Raw genomic sequence first — 18241 nt, forward strand, 5'->3', positions numbered from 1 at the left:
AGCAAGACCACAACAAGAATACACCAGAGTATGGGGCCATAGCTCAGCTGGGAGAGCGCCTGCCTTGCAAGCAGGAGGTCAGCGGTTCGATCCCGCTTGGCTCCACCATTCCCTGATAGCTCAGTTGGTAGAGCACTCGACTGTTAATCGAGTTGTCACAGGTTCGAGTCCTGTTCGGGGAGCCATTAAGGCCCGTTGGTCAAGGGGTTAAGACACCTCCCTTTCACGGAGGTAACAGGGGTTCGAATCCCCTACGGGTCATAGCAATATCTATTGCTTCAACAAGGGATGAGAATCCCAAAGGTTCGTCGGAGGATGTACTTCGTTAGCAACGGCTTCGCAGTCTCGAACGAAGTGAGAGTATCCCCTACGGGTCATAATATGGAGGCTTAGCTCAGCTGGGAGAGCATCTGCCTTACAAGCAGAGGGTCGGGGGTTCGATCCCCTCAGCCTCCACCATAAGACTTTTTATAACGACGCGGGGTGGAGCAGCCCGGTAGCTCGTCGGGCTCATAACCCGAAGGCCGCAGGTTCAAATCCTGCCCCCGCAATTAACTTTCCTTGAGAAAGTATTATGGAACCGTGGTGTAGTTGGCCTAACATGCCTGCCTGTCACGCAGGAGATCGCGGGTTCGAATCCCGTCGGTTCCGCCATTTTAATTTTATAAGGCTCGGTAGCTCAGTCGGTAGAGCAGAGGACTGAAAATCCTCGTGTCGGCGGTTCGATTCCGTCCCGAGCCACCATTTTTCACACCATGTAATACGCCGGTGTAGCTCAACTGGTAGAGCAACTGACTTGTAATCAGTAGGTTGGGGGTTCAAGTCCTCTCGCCGGCACCATGTAATCCTGGAGGATTAGCGAAGCGGCCAAACGCATCAGACTGTAAATCTGCTCCCTTACGGGTTCGGTGGTTCGAATCCATCATCCTCCACCAGTTTTTCTATGAGTCATTAGCTCAGTTGGTAGAGCACCTGACTTTTAATCAGGGTGTCGAAGGTTCGAGCCCTTCATGACTCACCATTATATGCGCGTGTGGCGGAATTGGCAGACGCACTAGACTTAGGATCTAGCGTCTTTGACGTGGGGGTTCAAGTCCCTCCACGCGCATCCTTTATTTGCGGAAGTGGCTCAGCGGTAGAGCATCGCCTTGCCAAGGCGAGGGTCGCGGGTTCGATTCCCGTCTTCCGCTCCAATATTATGCGCCCTTAGCTCAGCTGGATAGAGCGTTTGACTACGAATCAAAAGGCCGGGAGTTCGAATCTCTCAGGGCGCGCCATTATAACTTCATATTTTGCCGGCGTGGCGGAATGGCAGACGCGCTCGACTCAAAATCGAGTGGGAAACCGTGGAGGTTCGAGTCCTCTCGCCGGTATAGATAACGGGATGTAGCTCAGCTTGGTAGAGCACCTGGTTTGGGACCAGGGGGTCGCATGTTCAAATCGTGTCATCCCGATTGTTGTTATGCGGGTGTAGTTCAATGGTAGAACTTTAGCCTTCCAAGCTAATAGCGTGGGTTCGATTCCCATCACCCGCTTAAATATCGAAAAGAAAGAGATGGTATTCACCGTCTCTTTCTTTTTTTGCATTCACAGGCATATTGATCAGATTGTATACAAAGATCACGGATTATATGGCTGATTAGCATGTATCCCATCCTCACGATATATTTCCCCTTCTTTTAAGTCTGTTCTTAGTCATTGTGGAAGTGTTCAAATAGAGAAGGTCTGCGCATGTTTGAACAAAAGAATATCTTTTCTTTACCACATTTCATAAAAACGCTTACAAAAATAGCTTGCGTAAATCATTAACCTGTAATACCATATCAATTAAGCGCTTAACCTTTAGGGGTAAGGCGCTTAAACTTAACGTAGATTAAGCGCTTAACCCGTAAAGGAAAGGACGGCGATCAATTCATGAAAACAATTCGACTGACGATGGCTCAGGCTTTGCTTCGATACCTGGATCAGCAATATATCTCGGTTGACGGTGTGGAAACCAAGTTTGTGAAGGGAATCATCGGTATTTTTGGACATGGCAACGTAACAGGCATTGGAGAAGCGCTGGAGCGCAGTCCGGGAAGCCTGAGGTATATGCAAGGCAAGAACGAACAAGGTATGGTGCATACGGCAGCGGCCTATGCCAAGCAGAAGAACCGTAGACAGATCTATGCATGTACAACATCCATTGGACCTGGTGCTTTGAATATGATTACGGCGGCAGCTACTGCAACGGTGAACCGGATTCCGGTTTTATTGCTTCCTGGAGACAACTTTGCTACGCGGGAACCGGACCCGGTACTACAGCAGTTGGAAGTGAGCAGTGATTATACAATCTCAGCCACGGATCCATTCAAAGCCGTCAGCAAGTACTGGGATCGCATTGTTCGTCCCGAGCAGTTGATGATTGCAGCTACACAGGCCATGCGTGTACTAACCGATCCAGCAGAAACGGGAGCAGTAACGCTCGCACTGCCACAGGATGTGCAGGCAGAAGCGTACGATTACCCGGAATCGTTCTTTGCCCGCAAAGTGCATTATCTGGACCGTCGCCCCCCGGTACAAGCAGCCATTGAACGGGCAACGGAGCAGATTGCCCGTGGTAGAAAGCCGCTTCTCGTTGCAGGCGGCGGTGTGTTGTACTCTGAGGCATCCGCTCAGCTCGTGGAGTTCGCCGAGGCATTTGGCATTCCGATCGCCGAGACGCAGGCGGGCAAGAGCGCAGTCTCTTGGGACCACCCACTGAATGTGGGGGCCATCGGGGTTACCGGCTCTCTGGCAGCCAACAGGCTGGCGAGAGAAGCGGATGTGGTGATCGGCGTCGGTACTCGTTTCTCCGATTTTACGACGGCGTCCCGCTCTGCTTTTCAGCATCCGGAAGCTTCATTCATTAACATCAACCTGAACGGTATGGATGCCGCCAAGTTAGGCGGAGAAGCCATTCTGGCAGATGCACGCGAAGGATTGCAGGCTTTACAGAAGGAATTGCAGCAAAGACAATACCGCAGTGCATATGGTGCATCCGAAATCGCTGATCTCCGTACTGAGTGGAATGCAGAAGTAGATCGGCTGTATGGAGCACAACATGAAGCAGGGCTGGCACAGACAACGGCAGTTGGCGTAGTTAATCGGACCATTGATCCATCCTCCGTTATTGTGTGTGCGGCAGGCAGTCTGCCAGGAGACCTGCATCGTCTGTGGCGTGCGGCTGAACCAAAGACGTATCACATGGAGTATGGATTCTCCTGCATGGGGTACGAGGTAAGTGGAGCGTTCGGAGCAGCACTTGCCGAGCCAGATCGTGAAGTGTACGCCATGGTCGGTGATGGCAGTTATCTGATGTTGCATTCGGAGTTTGTGACCAGTCTGCAGGAACAGAAGAAGATGACCGTTCTATTATTCAACAACAATGGATTCCAGTGTATTCATAATTTGCAGCGGGAACATGGTAGTGACGGGTTCGGCAATGAGTTCCGTTATCGGGATTCCGAGAGTGGGCGACTGACCGGGGATTACATGCCAATGGACTTCGCTGCACACGCCAGAAGCATGGGAGCCAAATCCTATAGAGCGGAGACAGCAGAACAGCTCGAACAGGCACTCCGAGATGCGAAGAACGAAACAGTGAGTACGTTGATTGAGATTCCGGTCGTGCCTGGAACCAACGCAAATGGATACGAGTCGTGGTGGAATGTAGGAGTGCCAGAAGTATCTGCCGAGGAAAAGGTAGTTCATGCTCATCACACCATGCAAGCCAACCGTGCCAAAGTAAGACTTATCTAATGGGATTTAATAGAGCATTCCTTCTAAAATAAAGCATTATTTGTACTCCCCACGGTATATATCGGTGGACGTATATATCTATATATTGAAACTAAAAGCACTGCATTCCAAGTGAACCATAATGCTGAACGATAAAGGAGACGTGGAGCAATGAGCAAGCTGCCATTCCAGCTTGGGATTCATCCGATCAATTGGGTCGGTGAAGATGTGAAGGAACATGGTGATGCGACAACGTGTGCGCAGATTCTGGATGACATTCAGCGTCTTGGGCTGACAGGTACAGAGATGGGACGTAAATATCCAACTGATCCTGCTATATTGCGTGAGGAATTGAGCAAAAGGAATATCAAGCTGGTCTCTCAGTGGAAATCCGTACTTTTCTCCGACCCGGCGTATCGTCAGTCGGAGCTGGACAGTTATCGCAGACATGCGGAATTTCTGCAATCCATGGGCAGTAAGGTGATTAGTACGGCAGAGGTAGGTGGGTCACTTCATTTTGATCCAAGACGAACCCCCAATGAAAAAGAAGTGCTTAGACTCAGCGAATCTGAATGGCATATCCTTGCTGAAGGGTTGAACGAAGCAGGAGCTATCGCCCGTGAACACGGGTTGAAGCTTACGTACCATCATCATGGAGGCACAGTGGTAGAGCAACCGGATGAGATTGATCGACTGATGGAGTTGACGGACCCTTCTCTCGTGTATCTGCTCTATGATACAGGTCATGCCTACTATGGCGGAGCCAATCCGCTGGAGCTGCTGCGCAAACATTATGATCGGATCGCTTATATCCATCTGAAAGATATCCGCCCGCATGTGCTGGATGAAGCACGCGCGGAGCAGTCTGACTTTGTCGGTTGTATTCGTAGAGGCGTGTTCACCGTACCAGGGGATGGATGCATTGATTTTGCACCAATTCTGCAAGAACTGATCACACGAGGGTACGATGGCTGGGCGATGCTTGAAGGAGAGCAGGACCCTGCGATTCATAACCCGTATGAGTATGCCAAACGCTCCTTGAACTATATGGAGTCCTTATATCAACACAGCTGATTCGTTCAGCATTGCAGCGGTCAGAGGCCATACCTATAAAGTGAAAAAGGAAGAACGCCAGCAAGAGTATAACGTTACGATTGGAAAATAAAACGGACCTACTCTAGACGTTCACTAATCCTCATGTTGGAATGAGTAACTAGTCTAGATATCCATATATAACATGTAAAATCTCAACACAGAAAGGGGCTCACATGCAATGACTTACGTATCCTTTCCGGTATCCAGGAAGAAGGATTTCACCGCGATTGGCCGCTTGTGCATCGACTTGAACGCCAATGAGATCAATCGCCCGATGGAAGAAACTATGACGTTCACGAAATATGTTGGCGGCTCTCCGGCCAATATTACGATAGGCATGTCCAGACTGGGTATGGAGACGGCTTTTATCGGTAAGATCGCGGGTGACCAGATGGGTCGATTCATCCATAGCTATCTGGAGAAGAACGGCATCGACACATCAAATGTGGTTACAGATGACACCGGAGCGGTGACGGGGCTTGCTTTTACCGAAATCAAGAGCCCAACCGATTGCAGTATCTTAATGTACCGGGACAATGTAGCGGATCTGTTATTACAGGCGCAAGAGGTACAAGAGCAGTTGATTGCTGACTCCAAAGTGCTGCTAATCTCAGGCACGGCCCTCGCGCAGAGCCCATCCCGTGAAGCCGTATTACAGGCACTAACGTATGCGAAAAAACATGGAACAGTTATTGTGTTTGATCTGGACTATCGCCCATACACATGGACATCGGACGAAGAGACAGCGGTCTATTATAACCTCGCAGCCGAGAAATGCGATATCATCCTGGGCACACGCGAAGAGTTCGACATGATGGAGACATTTGACCACAATCCGGATCATAGTGATCAGGTGACTGCACAGAAATGGTTTGATTTCTCAGCCAACATCGTTGTCATTAAACATGGTAAGGAAGGGTCCATTGCTTATACGCGTGAAGGACTTTCTCACCGTGCGGACAGCTATCCGGCAAAAGTAGTCAAAACGTTCGGGGCAGGCGACTCCTACGCAGCTGGGTTCCTGTATGGATTGATGCAGGGCTGGACGATTGAGCGCAGTATGGCGTACGGCAGTGGCGCAGCAAGTATCGTTATTTCGAGCCACAGCTGTTCGGATGCGATGCCAACGGTAGAACAGGTGAATGATTACATCGAACGTTGCAATCGGGGCGAGATTACCGCGCTCTGAAGCAGATTGCAATACTTTGAATAACACGCTCATACAGATCAACATCAATAATATCAGTTGAACATAAGGGATCACACATAAGCGAAGGGAGACAGGGCTATGGGAAAAGGGATTTCTGAAGTGTCTGCAACAGCGACAATGGTACAAAACTGGATCGGAGGTGCCTGGGTAACCCCAGCGTCAACTCGTACGGAGCCGGTTGTGAATCCGGCTACAGAAGAGGTCATTGCACATGTGCCACTGTCTGAACAAGCGGACGTAGATCTGGCTGTACAGACAGCACGGGAAGCGTTCAAGTCATGGAGCGGCACACCGGTTCCACGCCGTGCACGTATTCTGTTCCGCTACCAACAGTTGCTGGTCGAACATTGGGAAGAGCTCGCCCGCCTGGTAACGCTGGAGAATGGCAAAAGCTACGCCGAAGCGTATGGCGAGGTACTGCGTGGCATTGAGTGCGTCGAGTTCGCGGCAGGTGCTCCGAATCTGATGATGGGTAAACAACTGCCTGATATCGCGACAGGACTGGAGTCAGGCATGTATCGTTACCCAATCGGAGTTATTGGGGGAATTACCCCGTTCAACTTTCCGATGATGGTGCCGTGCTGGATGTTCCCGCTGGCTATTGCGTGCGGTAACACATTTGTCCTGAAGCCGTCCGAGCGTACACCGCTCCTGGCTGGTCGCCTGGCAGAACTGTTCAAGGAAGCAGGGCTTCCGGATGGCGTACTCAACATCGTACACGGTGCACATGATGTCGTGAACGGTCTGCTGGAACATAAGGATGTTCAAGCGATCTCCTTTGTCGGATCACAACCTGTAGCTGAATACGTCTACACCACTGCATCCAAGCATGGCAAACGGGTACAGGCACTGGCTGGTGCCAAAAACCACTCCATCGTTATGCCGGACGCCGATCTGGATCTGACGGTGAAAGAGATTACCAGTGCAGCCTTTGGCTCAGCAGGGGAACGCTGTATGGCATGTTCGGTTGTTGTGGCTGTGGGTGACGTGGCTGATGAACTGGTACAAAAGCTGGTGGAAGCAGCAGATCGTATTACCATTGGTAACGGTATGGATGAGGGCGTGTTCCTCGGTCCTGTCATTCGTGGACCACATAAAGAGCGTACACTCGGTTACATTGAATCCGGAGAGCAGGAAGGTGCGGCATTGATTCGGGATGGACGTAAGGATCAGGCGACAGGGGAATCCGGTTATTTTGTAGGGCCAACGGTATTCGACCAAGTGGAGAGTAATATGAAAATCTGGCAGGATGAGATCTTTGCTCCAGTACTCTCGGTGGCAAGAGTATCTACGCTGGAGGAAGCCGTTGAGCTGGCAAACCGTTCCGATTTTGCTAATGGTGCGTGTCTGTTCACCCGCAGCGGGGCAAGTATGCGTCAATTCCGTGAGACGATTGATGCGGGCATGTTGGGTATTAACCTAGGCGTACCTGCACCAATGGCATTTTTCCCGTTTTCCGGTTGGAAAAAGTCCTTCTATGGTGATCTGCATGCCAATGGTACGGATGGTGTTGAATTCTACACTCGCAAGAAGATGGTAACGGCGCGCTGGTAACAACCAGAGCATCACTCGGGCTAAGGGGAACGCCCAGCCCATATGGACGCACATAGGGAGGATAACGGAATGGGCAAGGACAAAGTGAGAATTGGCATCATCGGTGCTGGACGGATCGGCAAAATTCATGCAGACAATCTCCTGCGCAACCCGCATGCCGAGATTGTGGGAATCAGTGACTTGTTTGCAGGTCCTGAATTGGAGGCATGGGCCGCCACACGTGGCATCCCTGTTGTAACAACGGATAGCAGCCAGTTGATCTCGATGCCTAATGTAGACGCGGTACTGATCTGTTCTTCAACAGATACACATGTGCCGCTGATCGAACAGGCCGCCAAGGCAGGCAAACATATCTTTTGCGAGAAGCCAGTCAGTATGAATCTGGCACAGACCCAAGCGGCTGTAGAAGCGGTTCAGAAGGCGGGCGTGAAGCTGCAAATCGGGTTTAATCGCCGTTTCGATCACAACTTCAGACGGGTACGTGCACATGTACAGGATGGTACGATTGGTGACCCGCACATTATCAAAATTACGTCTCGCGACCCGTCTCCACCACCTGCGGAGTATATCCGGGTGTCTGGCGGGATCTTCATGGACATGATGATCCACGATTTTGACATGGCCCGTTATCTGTCCGGGAGTGAAGTGGAAGAAGTATACGCCCAAGGCAATGTGCTGATCAATCCGGTTTTTGCGGAACATGGTGACGTGGATACAGCGATTGTAACGATGACGTTTGCTAACGGGGCGATTGGTGTTATTGATAACAGCCGTCAGGCTGTATATGGGTATGACCAGCGTGTTGAAGTATTTGGTTCAATGGGCAGCGCCGCAGCGGCGAATGACCATCCGAATACGGCTGAGATCAGTACAGCGGCCGGGCTTATGCGCGACAAACCGTTACACTTTTTCTTGGAACGCTACAATGAAGCTTATGTGCAGGAGACAGCCCTCTTTATCGATGCAATCATCCATGATACACCCGTTATCGTAGATGGCCACGATGCAGTACAGGCAGAACGGATTGCGCTGGCAGCAAAAATGTCCATGGAGCGGGGAAGACCTGTGAAGCTGAGTGAAGTCCCTGGGGTGTCACTGGAATCACAAACGGCAACGCCATAGGTGGATGATTGATTATAGTCACTTTTTCTGAATAGAGCGCATGAATAGTCCAAGTTTTGTTTTTTTATAAGATTCAGGTTGTTGTGGACGATTACAGAAAGGAGTGGATGGCAAGATGTCAGAACGTATTGTGAAACCCGTGGTCAACCCGGAGGGAGACGGTACACTTATCAACGTAACACCGGAGTCGGCCGGGTGGGAATATGTTGGATTTCAGGTAGCGAAGTTGGCAGAAGGGGAGACGCTAACCCGTGAGAGCGGTGATCAGGAACTCTGTGTGGTGCTTCTCAGTGGTTTCGCCAATGTAAGTACCCGCGAGCACACATGGGATAATATCGGAAAAAGAATGAGTGTATTCGAGAAAATTCCGCCGTATTCAGTCTACGTCTCAACTTCCGATCAAGTGCAGATCACAGCACGTACCGAACTGGAAATCGCTATATGTGTTGCACCCGGTAAAGGCACGTACCCGGCTCGTCTCATTGCACCCGAAGATGTAGGGGTAGAGGCACGAGGGTATGGCAATCTGGAACGCCAGATTCATAACATTTTGCCGGAACAAAAGGAAGCGGACAGTTTGCTCGTTGTTGAGGTGTTCACACCCGATGGGCATTGGTCCAGTTACCCGCCACATAAGCATGATCGGGACGCGCTTCCGGATGAATCTTTGCTGGAAGAAACGTATTATTTCCGTGTGCAGCCTGAGCAGGGGTTTGCCATTCAGCGCATATACACGGATGACCGTTCTGTGGACGAGACGTTAGCAGTGAAGAACGGAGAAGTGGTGCTTGTCCCGGACGGATATCATCCGGTAGGTGCTCCTCCGGGGTATGAGGTCTACTATCTGAACGTGATGGCTGGCCCAACGCGGACATGGAAATTCCATAACGATCCTGATCATGAGTGGTTGATGAAAAAGTAAAACAGTTCATGCTGCGCAGATTGTGCTCACTTCAAGTTGCGTATGCAGACTTCCCCCTGCATAATGAGAAGAGAACAATGATCTATGCGAATCAATTGCATAACTCACTAAAAATGGATTTCTGTAACTTAGCCTTGATTGAAGCGGCTAAAGGTATTATGAAATTGATTCATGTATATCGCAATTTATATATAGCACAAATGGGGAAAAAACAATGAAATCAACCATATACGATATAGCACGCGAGGCGGGGGTATCCATTGCAACCGTCTCGCAGGTCATTAATGGCAAAGGCAAGATCAGTGAGAAGCGGCGCGCTGAGATTATGGAGATCATGGAACGCCTCCACTATCAACCCAGTGCGATCGCAGCTGCACTTACAGGCAAGCAGACGTACACATTGGGGCTGCTCGTACCGGACATCTCAAACCCGTATTTTGCAGAACTCGCCAGAGCGGTGGAGGATCGCAGCCGTCAATTGGGTTACAGCGTGGTCATCTGCAGTACGGATAATAAGGACGAGCGGGTAGAGCGTTACCTGAACCTGCTCCAGCAAAAAAGGGTCGACGGCATGATGATCGGAACCGGGATCGATAATGCTGACATTTTGTCACCCCTTCTGCAACAGTCGATACCTGTTGCTCTGATTGCCCGTCATATGCCAACGCTGTCGGTACATACGGTCACCATTGACGACATACTCGGCGGGGCACTCGCAGCTGAGCATCTGCTTGAACTTGGGCACACCCGTGTAGCGGTATTGTCGGAACCGTCCAAAGTCAGCAGTAGTCAGGAACGTGTACGCGGATTCCGTGAAGCACTGATTAAGGCAGGTTATACGTTGGAACCGACTCAGATCCGAGAATCTGCAGCTGACTTGAGTTCGGCCAAAAAAGAGGCACTACTGCTGCTCGGTGAGAACGATCACCCAACAGGCTTGTTCTGTTGTAATGACATTCAGGCCATCGGTGCTCTTCAGGCAGCCAAAGAGCTGGGGCTACGTGTGCCAGAGGATGTGTCAATTATCGGATTTGATAATACCATTCTGGCTTCGGTAACCAGTCCACCGCTTACGACTGTTGCCCAGCCAATTGAAGAACTGGGGCATCGCGCTGTAGATCTGTTGATTGAAGAGTTAAAAGATGAGCAAAAAGAACCGCAGAAGATTGTGCTGAAGCCCGAGCTGGTTATCAGAGACTCGGCAGGCCGCGTATTACGCTGAAAAAAATTAGGTTCCTGATGTAACCCAATAAGGCGTGAGGCCAAGCTGATATACGTCATATTCCTGTGAGGAGATACGGATATCGTTTCACCTCACATTCTGAACATGTACGGTAACAAAGTAACAAATAAGCCGCGCTCGCCCTATGGGAGAACGCGGCTTATTGACTTGAATTTTAAATTTAACTTCTAATAATTCTAAAAAAATAACGTGGTATGAAGGACAAAGTATGCTGATAACATGCTTTTTTCGCTACTGTTCAATCATCTCTATCATTTTACTTTTGGCAAAACGTTATCGGTTGCATAGCAGCAGTGAATAAGAAATAATTATGGAAGAGAAGGAGTAAGATGATATACTGAAAAGTATCATTAATTACCATTTTATATATGTTTTGTGGTGTATGGAGGGGAGAGCTATGATTAAAAGAATTAAAATCATTATGGGTATCGTCATGATTATTGTTGTGATAGCTATTGCAGTGCGTATGTATACCTCTGGTCAATATACGACGTACATCCCCAGCAAACATACGACGTTTCGAGCTGAGGTGACAGATCATATGAGCATGCTGGATCGCTTGGATCGACTGACAATTAGAAAAGTTTCAAGTACAGAACCGCATAATGATGAGGATGAAGTGACGATCACAGATCCCAACGAGATTAGGGATATGTTGAAGTTATTGAAGGATGTTGAACTTAAAAAAGTACAGGACATCGATACTTCTCAGAGTAGTTCACATTACTATGAGTGGCGACTTCTAATTAATAAAGAGGGTCGGTTTTCCGAGGGATTTGGACTTACATTCTATAATGATCATGCCGTTTCAATCTATAGTGAGCACAAGACACGAGACTCATTTCAAGATTACGAAATTACGAATGAGTTAAATATAAACGAGATGGAGCGCCTCTTTGAAAAATTGAAGGAGGAGCAAACATGACCAAGACCAACGATCATATACGTGCAATGAGGAACAGGATATCCCTGTTCTATGGGAGATGTTATACGCATCCCTGCATACATGAGAAAGTGATAAACTCTCCCAATTGAGATTATTCAGATTTGTGGAGGAGTGCCTAAATGGTACATCGGTAGCGAGGGTGCGTGTAAGTGAACTTGAATCTCAAATGATAAGTGGTCGTATCACTGGCTAAACGAAGTAAGCCAAGTGGAAATGCAAAAAAAGAAAAAGGCGCTTCCTCATGGGGAACGCCTCTTTCTTTTTACCAGGTACAGCACTGGTAGCTCTCTTTATACTTAATCCTGGACACTAAATATTATTTCAACAAAAATGCCAAAGCCTCGTCATACGTTTCCCATTGGAATTCAGTCTGATGCGCCGATTCCTTGGAAATTCGATTCAATTGCATTTTGGCGATCGCACCGCCTACGGCTACACTAGCCCGCTTCATACCCCAATCTAGCAGTAATTTCTGATGCTCCACAATTTTTTCTTTGGTATCCTGAGGAAAAGCCTTCATCGTTCTCATGTCCACGAGCACATCAAACGAATTTCCCAATTGTTCCGCAATTGTCTGGATTTCCGTATTCGCTTGTTCGACTTGTTCAGGAGTAACAATACCTTCCCAGATAATTTCAATAATAGGTTTAGTTGAATCCAAACGTCTAACAGACATGTAGGCAACTCCTCGATTATAAAATAATATGTAATATATGAGACTATAAGCCTATTAATTATACCCTTTTATAACGAGAATGAAAACTGAATTCATAATATAGTGGTTCTTATGGACTACTTTTTCCTAGCGAAGTTAAATTCAGGGATTGTTCTCATATCGTCATTGGGAGGAAGATTGAATAGCTAAAAGCCACCCAGAGGATGAACTCCAGATGGCTTCAATAATTGTAATATGATAAAGTGAAAATCCTTCGTAAGTTAGAAGCCAATCTTCAAACTGTTTCCTTCCGTTGCTACACCTTTGGAAAGGGAAATGCTTAGCTTTTGTTCTGCCGAGAAGCCTAGTGTTTCCCCATCATGCAGTGTGACGTCGTTTTCGACCACATACGTTGTGGTCATGAACATCATCTCAAATACATCGCTTAAGGATTCAGCAGATTGTATAATCTCCATTTCTTCTTTTCCGAAGTTACGTAGTCCGTAAGTATAAGCTGAAGCGCCTTCGGCATTTTGGAATAATCCGATGAAAATCCAGAGTGAGACGGGTAACTCATCGTGTTTGATCCCACGGCTGGTTTCGACATACTGACTGGCTTCAACGACAAGGGGAGCCATGTATATTGCCAGCGCGTGATCCAACTGTAACAAGGCACTCGCTGTTTGAGTGAACAGAACATGTCCCTCAATTGCATTTGTTGCGTTCAGAACCGACACAATAATCTGAGACTGGTGCCGTGAGGTAACTTGCTCCGCTTCTCGCCAAAGGATGTTTAGCCTGGCATTCTCCTCAACTTTACGGTCAGGTACAGGCGCTTCAATATGAGCACACACAACCTGCATTCCATGCACTTCGAAAAAGAGATTGCCCTCTTCTGGGCTTTCCTTAATCTCAATATTCCATTCGTTCCTCATATTCCTGATAAAGAGGTCAAAATCACAATCGTTGCGCTCCAGCAGGACAAAACCGACGATGGTTTCACTGTAATTTGTCGATTCGACAGTCCCACCTGTGGGTACCTTCTCCTTTTTGCGCCGCCGAAGCTTGTCAAACAATCCCATGACATGGTTCTCCTTCCGATCCCAGATTGATTCTGGTCGTTGTACACTGCTACCTATTAACTACCTTACCATAACGGAGATAAGATGAATCGCAGCAATGCACCTATCGACAGGAAATTACAGGAACAGGACCAGCAACAATGCAATGATCGCAGGCAATCCTTGTTTGATAATGATCGACCGTGAAGAAGTTGCTCCTCCATAGAGAGCCGCGATAATCACACATGCCAGGAAGAAAATCTGAATATGCTGTCCAACGGCAGCATCCGGATATACGAGTCCCCAGATCAGTCCTGCCGCAAGAAATCCATTGTAAAGGCCTTGATTGGCCGCGAGGGATTTGGTGGATTTGGCGAATTCCGGCGTGAGATTAAAGGTTTTCATTGTGCGTGGACGAGTCCACATAAACATCTCCATCACCATGATATAGAAGTGTTCGACAGCTACAAGAGCTACAAAAATGATACTAATCAATGGAAACACCTTGCTTTCTGATATGTAATTTATTTACTTGTCCATCCTAGTATAAATGTTTGCAACGAGAACGGAAAGAGTAAAATTAATTTTTAACAATTTAATTGTGTGTTATTTAAAATATTCATCATTTTCCAAGTAAGTTATAATGTTAAAAAAAATAAAATCGTACAAAGGTAAGCATACGCCGATTGTCGACAATCCATTCATTGGGTAATAATGAACAATAAAGAAGTGATATTGCTCAGGAAAGGGAGGAGATTACTATGGGGACGGTTCAATTCGTTTTGTTGGCTGATGATCCATCTACATTTTTGACCCGAGTTGTACCTTTTATCGACATTGAGCTTGCAGGAATTCCGGGTGACCGTCATTATGGTTTGCTTCGTCCAGCGGACTCGCGTCAGAAAATCTACAAGCGCGGTACACCGATTGCGAATCGCCGCCAGATCAGTATTGTGTCTGAGGAAGAATGTGCTCTTATTGCTGAGAAAATGAACATTCCTGAAGTGCGTCCAGAGTGGTTGGGTGCCAATCTACTGGTCCGAGGCATTGATCGATTGACGGAACTGCCTGCTGGAACGCGGCTTTTATTTCCGAACGGGACAGGGTTAATATGTGAAGGGGAGAACCTTCCCTGTGTGCATCCGGGGAAAATGATTGAACAATTCTACGAACAGGACGGGTTGCGCAAAAAATTCGTGCCGGCCGCTCGCAAAAAACGTGGGATTGTGTGCTCGGTTGAACGGGAAGGTGTAATCCATACGGGGGATACCATAAAAGTCACTCGCCTGTCCTGATTTTCAGGACAGGTTTCTAATTGATCAGCCCTCGGCGCTCACCATTCGGATGTCTAGCGTGTAAGTACTCCTCTGGTGTACTGCCAATAATAGACTTGAAATCTCGGATGAAATGGGATTGATCATGATATCCAAGGTCCTGGGATAGCTTAATCAGGTCACAGTGAAGACCGCGGTCCATCAATTCCGCAGCATTTTGCAGACGATACAACTTAATTACGGTTTTGGGTCCGATGCCCACATACTGATTGAACAGGCGTTGAAGCTTTCGGGTATGCATATTCCAATAGGAAGATAGATCATCTACTCTCAGCATCTCCCGGTTCTGTTCAATCTGTTGCACAATATCGTTAACCATTCTTGCTTGAGCATCTTCAGGAGGAAGGTGTTCAGATAATAGCTGGTCAATGTAACTGGTTTTATCCGCATCATCCCCCGCACCAAGAAGCCGGTCTTCCAAGGATTCCGCTGTGACGTCAAGAATATTGGATATATTCATCGGCTGTCCGTACAAGGATGAGACAGGAGCCCGAAGGAAGGGATAGAACCCTCCCGGTTTGAACTTCACGCCAAATACACGACCTTTCCCGCTCACAAGATAGGAGAATTTGCGTCCAGATGGTCCGAAGAAAAACGTATTGTTCCGTTCCACAACCAGATTGACACAGGGATTAGGCACGACATGTTGGGGATACGGTTCAAGTCCCGTCAGATCCCACGATACGATCCAGTAATGTTTAATAAAAGGGCGAAGTGCTTCGGAAGGCGCATGGTGTGTCAGTTGATATTTATGGTCACCTTCATTCAGGTTCAGCAGGCCCATACTTGGTCTGTCTCCTTGTTCTACCTGTTTCATTCGAGTCATCCCTCCTACTCATCTCATATTATCTAGGTTCTCTGAACAATAATGCCCGTACAGCAAAACGGGGTAAAATGAGTTGCCTGCGCCATCTTGAAGGTTGACTGAGGAGGCGATAGAGCCATTCCAGTTTAGTATATCTGATCTTCTGGAAAAGGACTATATATGGGCGAAACCCGTTTGGATAATGATATAAACATTCCGGGAGTCATAAATATCTTTATCGATATGTGACCTTTTGTCGCGTTTTTACAATACGGCCTTTGGGGTATAACGGTAGGATAGGAGTGCAAGGTGGGTAGATCGCGTGTCCAATACTTAAAGGGAGTGAGTCCATGGAACTGAAATATGAATTCTATATCAATGCAGGACTTGAAGATGTGTGGAATGCTCTAATATCACCAGACGGCACACGGAACAGCTTTTTCGGTAGTGAACTTCGCACTAATTTCCAACCAGGTCAGCCATTTGCTTATGTAGGGCCAGGTAATGATGGTGCGGAGACTGTACATGTGTACGGAGATATATTGGAATTTGAACCATTGTCTAGACTTAGTTATCAGGAGCATCCCGGACCGTCATACCATGCCAATCATGCCGAGCTTCAATCCAGAGTGGTCTTCCAGTTGGAGACGGTAGGGGAATGTACGAAGCTGACACTGATCAATGATCAATTTACAGATAACCATCCTTCCTTTGCGAATGCACAGAGCAGTTGGTGGATGATTCTAAGCAGCATAAAAACATGGGTGGAAACGGGGAAAACATTGAATTTTGGCTGGTAGCTGATAAGAGGTAGTCATTTGAGATTTATTATCATAAAAAATAAAGGCAACTAATATAAGAACCGGTGCTGATTAAGCACTGGTTCTTGTTTTTTTATACAAATTTAAGACCATTGCTCTACATTTAATGTCTGATAATGTCGAAATATATATCATATGACCTAAGAGGAGAAATGAACATGTTTCGTAAACGTACTGAATCTACCAAGCACATTCGTATAGATGCGCATCAGAATTTACTGGAGTATAGTCGTAAACTGGTAGCCAATGCAGAAAAGGGCGATTATGACGCATGGATTGAAGATGGCATTGAATTTCAGGAAAATGATGAAATAGCTAGTAACATCAAAAAAGCAGTACATATGATGAAAGCACAAAACGAAGCCGTGGAAATGCGTCTTAGAATGCTGAATCAGGCAATGAATGTAGGATTATGGGAATCTGACATTGTTGCCGGTGATCCACTGGATAGCAATAATAAAGTCTCGTTTTCCAATGAATTCCGCCAAATGTTAGGATTCCATAATGCCAAGGATTATCCCGATACATTTGCAAGCTGGGCCAAGTCGGTATATCCGGATGACAGACCTCAGCTGGTGCAAGAGATAATGAACCATGTGAATGACACTGGAGCAACGACTGCGTATAACGTTATCAGCCGTATGATTACAAAAAGCGGAGAGATTCGCTGGTTCCGATGCCTTGGACATGTCATCCGAAATCAGGCTGGAGTTCCGATCAAACTTCTGGGCATCATGTTCGATATTCATGAGGACAAGAGCAAGTCGGATGAGCTGGAAGCACTCGTCACCCGATATGATCTTGTTAACCGCGCCTTGGTGGAGGCACCGTGGGATATGACCGTTGTGGCAGGAGATGTGGTGAATCCGAATAACGAATTCTGGTGGTCACCCCAGTTCCGTAGAGAATTAGGGTTTAAAGACGAGCAGGACTTCCCGAATGTGTTCAGCAGCTGGAGTAGCCGACTTCATCCGGAAGACCATGATCGCACGATCAACGAATTCGCCAGACATATGAACGATTACAGTGGTCGTACACCGTACGATCTGGATTATCGTCTCCAGCGCAAAGACGGGGAGTACCGATGGTATCACGCGGGTGGGGAGACCATTAGGGATCAGGATGGAGTACCGCTCCGCGTAGCTGGAACCATTCGAGATGTAACCCATGAGAAGAATAAGGAACAGATCGTGGAAGCTATGAATCTGAAAACAAAACAATTATCCGAGTCCATTGGCGAGATGGTACGTGGAATCAACTCGATTACCGATCAGGCACAGGATCTGGTTACTGCACAGGAGTTGTCTGCCGATGCAGCCATTCAAGTGAAAAGCAGTGCAGATGATACGAAGAATATCACCGTGTTTATTCGAGAGATTGCCAGTCAGACCAATCTGCTGGGGTTGAATGCAGCAATTGAAGCTGCACGAGCGGGAGAGCTGGGACTGGGGTTCGGCGTCGTTGCAGGTGAAGTTCGGAAATTGGCTGATCACAGTTCAGAGGCCACAGTAAATATCGAAGATAGCATGCAGACGATGAAAACATTGATTGATCAGATTCTTGAACATATCGGTAATATGTCCACGTTAACGCAAAATCAGGCTGCCCTGACACAGCAGGTAAATGCTTCAATGGATGAGATTAACACCATGTCACAGGATCTGGTTGATTACTCGCGGAATCTATAATTCCGAAGTCATTTGTTGCCACTTCA

At 47.6% G+C, this 18241-nt stretch carries 15 protein-coding genes, 16 tRNA genes and 1 pseudogene; 27 read left to right on the plus strand and 5 right to left on the minus strand.

Annotated elements, in window-relative coordinates; all coding sequences use genetic code 11:
- Positions 1 to 32 precede the first annotated feature (32 nt).
- From NKT06_RS01435 to NKT06_RS01550, 24 genes are all read left to right on the plus strand, one after another.
- Positions 33 to 108, plus strand: a tRNA-Ala gene (locus tag NKT06_RS01435).
- Between the two features lies 1 nt (position 109).
- Positions 110 to 185 (plus strand) — tRNA-Asn (locus NKT06_RS01440).
- A 4-nt stretch (positions 186 to 189) separates the two neighbouring features.
- Positions 190 to 261, plus strand: a tRNA-Glu gene (locus NKT06_RS01445).
- A gap of 122 nt (positions 262 to 383) precedes the next feature.
- Positions 384 to 459 (plus strand) — tRNA-Val (locus tag NKT06_RS01450).
- Between the two features lie 18 nt (positions 460 to 477).
- Positions 478 to 551 (plus strand) — tRNA-Met (locus NKT06_RS01455).
- Between the two features lie 25 nt (positions 552 to 576).
- Positions 577 to 654 (plus strand) — tRNA-Asp (locus NKT06_RS01460).
- 14 nt (positions 655 to 668) lie between these two features.
- Positions 669 to 744, plus strand: a tRNA-Phe gene (locus tag NKT06_RS01465).
- A gap of 20 nt (positions 745 to 764) precedes the next feature.
- A tRNA-Thr gene (locus NKT06_RS01470) sits at positions 765 to 840 on the plus strand.
- 9 nt (positions 841 to 849) lie between these two features.
- A tRNA-Tyr gene (locus NKT06_RS01475) sits at positions 850 to 935 on the plus strand.
- A 10-nt stretch (positions 936 to 945) separates the two neighbouring features.
- A tRNA-Lys gene (locus NKT06_RS01480) sits at positions 946 to 1021 on the plus strand.
- A 6-nt stretch (positions 1022 to 1027) separates the two neighbouring features.
- Positions 1028 to 1108: transfer RNA gene (locus NKT06_RS01485), tRNA-Leu, on the plus strand.
- 10 nt (positions 1109 to 1118) lie between these two features.
- Positions 1119 to 1193: transfer RNA gene (locus tag NKT06_RS01490), tRNA-Gly, on the plus strand.
- Between the two features lie 7 nt (positions 1194 to 1200).
- Positions 1201 to 1277: transfer RNA gene (locus NKT06_RS01495), tRNA-Arg, on the plus strand.
- 17 nt (positions 1278 to 1294) lie between these two features.
- Positions 1295 to 1373: transfer RNA gene (locus NKT06_RS01500), tRNA-Leu, on the plus strand.
- A gap of 7 nt (positions 1374 to 1380) precedes the next feature.
- Positions 1381 to 1454 (plus strand) — tRNA-Pro (locus tag NKT06_RS01505).
- Positions 1455 to 1464: 10 nt separating this feature from the next.
- Positions 1465 to 1535: transfer RNA gene (locus tag NKT06_RS01510), tRNA-Gly, on the plus strand.
- A gap of 379 nt (positions 1536 to 1914) precedes the next feature.
- Complete coding sequence (gene iolD / locus NKT06_RS01515) at positions 1915 to 3780, plus strand: 3D-(3,5/4)-trihydroxycyclohexane-1,2-dione acylhydrolase (decyclizing) (RefSeq protein WP_253429216.1); 1866 nt, start codon at positions 1915 to 1917, stop codon at positions 3778 to 3780.
- Positions 3781 to 3930: 150 nt separating this feature from the next.
- Positions 3931 to 4833, plus strand: coding sequence for a myo-inosose-2 dehydratase (iolE, locus tag NKT06_RS01520; protein ID WP_253429218.1), 903 nt, complete (start codon positions 3931 to 3933; stop codon positions 4831 to 4833).
- A 199-nt stretch (positions 4834 to 5032) separates the two neighbouring features.
- Entirely contained in the window at positions 5033 to 6043 is a 1011-nt protein-coding gene (gene iolC, locus NKT06_RS01525) for a 5-dehydro-2-deoxygluconokinase (RefSeq protein WP_253429220.1), read from the plus strand.
- A gap of 99 nt (positions 6044 to 6142) precedes the next feature.
- Entirely contained in the window at positions 6143 to 7618 is a 1476-nt protein-coding gene (locus NKT06_RS01530) for a CoA-acylating methylmalonate-semialdehyde dehydrogenase (RefSeq protein WP_301289673.1), read from the plus strand.
- A 69-nt stretch (positions 7619 to 7687) separates the two neighbouring features.
- Positions 7688 to 8740 (plus strand): inositol 2-dehydrogenase, encoded by a 1053-nt coding sequence (gene iolG, locus NKT06_RS01535; protein ID WP_253429222.1) that lies wholly within the window; start codon positions 7688 to 7690, stop codon positions 8738 to 8740.
- Between the two features lie 115 nt (positions 8741 to 8855).
- Positions 8856 to 9662 (plus strand): 5-deoxy-glucuronate isomerase, encoded by an 807-nt coding sequence (gene iolB, locus NKT06_RS01540; protein WP_074093115.1) that lies wholly within the window; start codon positions 8856 to 8858, stop codon positions 9660 to 9662.
- Positions 9663 to 9876: 214 nt separating this feature from the next.
- Entirely contained in the window at positions 9877 to 10884 is a 1008-nt protein-coding gene (locus NKT06_RS01545; RefSeq protein WP_253429224.1) for a LacI family DNA-binding transcriptional regulator, read from the plus strand.
- A gap of 418 nt (positions 10885 to 11302) precedes the next feature.
- Positions 11303 to 11830 carry a hypothetical protein gene (locus tag NKT06_RS01550; RefSeq protein WP_253429226.1) on the plus strand — a complete coding sequence of 176 codons (528 nt, stop codon included), beginning with the start codon at positions 11303 to 11305 and terminating at the stop codon, positions 11828 to 11830.
- Positions 11831 to 12167: 337 nt separating this feature from the next.
- Here the strand turns inward: NKT06_RS01550 and NKT06_RS01555 are convergent, their stop codons facing one another.
- From NKT06_RS01555 to NKT06_RS01565, 3 genes are all read right to left on the minus strand, one after another.
- On the minus strand, positions 12168 to 12527 hold the full coding sequence (locus NKT06_RS01555; protein ID WP_253429227.1) for a hypothetical protein: 360 nt from the start codon (positions 12525 to 12527) through the stop codon (positions 12168 to 12170).
- A 260-nt stretch (positions 12528 to 12787) separates the two neighbouring features.
- Entirely contained in the window at positions 12788 to 13588 is an 801-nt protein-coding gene (locus tag NKT06_RS01560; protein WP_253429229.1) for a DUF4261 domain-containing protein, read from the minus strand.
- 117 nt (positions 13589 to 13705) lie between these two features.
- Positions 13706 to 14062 (minus strand): DUF1304 domain-containing protein, encoded by a 357-nt coding sequence (locus NKT06_RS01565; protein ID WP_036608019.1) that lies wholly within the window; start codon positions 14060 to 14062, stop codon positions 13706 to 13708.
- 266 nt (positions 14063 to 14328) lie between these two features.
- Here NKT06_RS01565 and NKT06_RS01570 point away from each other — a divergent pair, with 266 nt between their 5' ends.
- On the plus strand, positions 14329 to 14862 hold the full coding sequence (locus tag NKT06_RS01570; protein WP_253429231.1) for an MOSC domain-containing protein: 534 nt from the start codon (positions 14329 to 14331) through the stop codon (positions 14860 to 14862).
- A 16-nt stretch (positions 14863 to 14878) separates the two neighbouring features.
- Here the strand turns inward: NKT06_RS01570 and NKT06_RS01575 are convergent, their stop codons facing one another.
- Positions 14879 to 15718 carry a helix-turn-helix transcriptional regulator gene (locus tag NKT06_RS01575; protein WP_253429233.1) on the minus strand — a complete coding sequence of 280 codons (840 nt, stop codon included), beginning with the start codon at positions 15716 to 15718 and terminating at the stop codon, positions 14879 to 14881.
- A gap of 28 nt (positions 15719 to 15746) precedes the next feature.
- A pseudogene (locus tag NKT06_RS01580) lies at positions 15747 to 15854 on the minus strand (WecB/TagA/CpsF family glycosyltransferase); the annotation flags it as partial.
- A gap of 202 nt (positions 15855 to 16056) precedes the next feature.
- Between NKT06_RS01580 and NKT06_RS01585 the strand changes: the two are divergent.
- Both NKT06_RS01585 and NKT06_RS01590 read left to right on the plus strand, forming a co-directional pair.
- The gene (locus NKT06_RS01585; protein WP_253429235.1) at positions 16057 to 16506 is read left to right on the plus strand and encodes an SRPBCC family protein; all 450 of its coding nucleotides are present in this window, start codon (positions 16057 to 16059) and stop codon (positions 16504 to 16506) included.
- A gap of 179 nt (positions 16507 to 16685) precedes the next feature.
- Positions 16686 to 18215, plus strand: coding sequence for a methyl-accepting chemotaxis protein (locus tag NKT06_RS01590; protein ID WP_253429237.1), 1530 nt, complete (start codon positions 16686 to 16688; stop codon positions 18213 to 18215).
- Positions 18216 to 18241 lie beyond the last annotated feature (26 nt).

It is taken from the genome of Paenibacillus sp. 1781tsa1, assembly GCF_024159265.1.
Taxonomy (GTDB): Bacteria; Bacillota; Bacilli; order Paenibacillales; family Paenibacillaceae; genus Paenibacillus.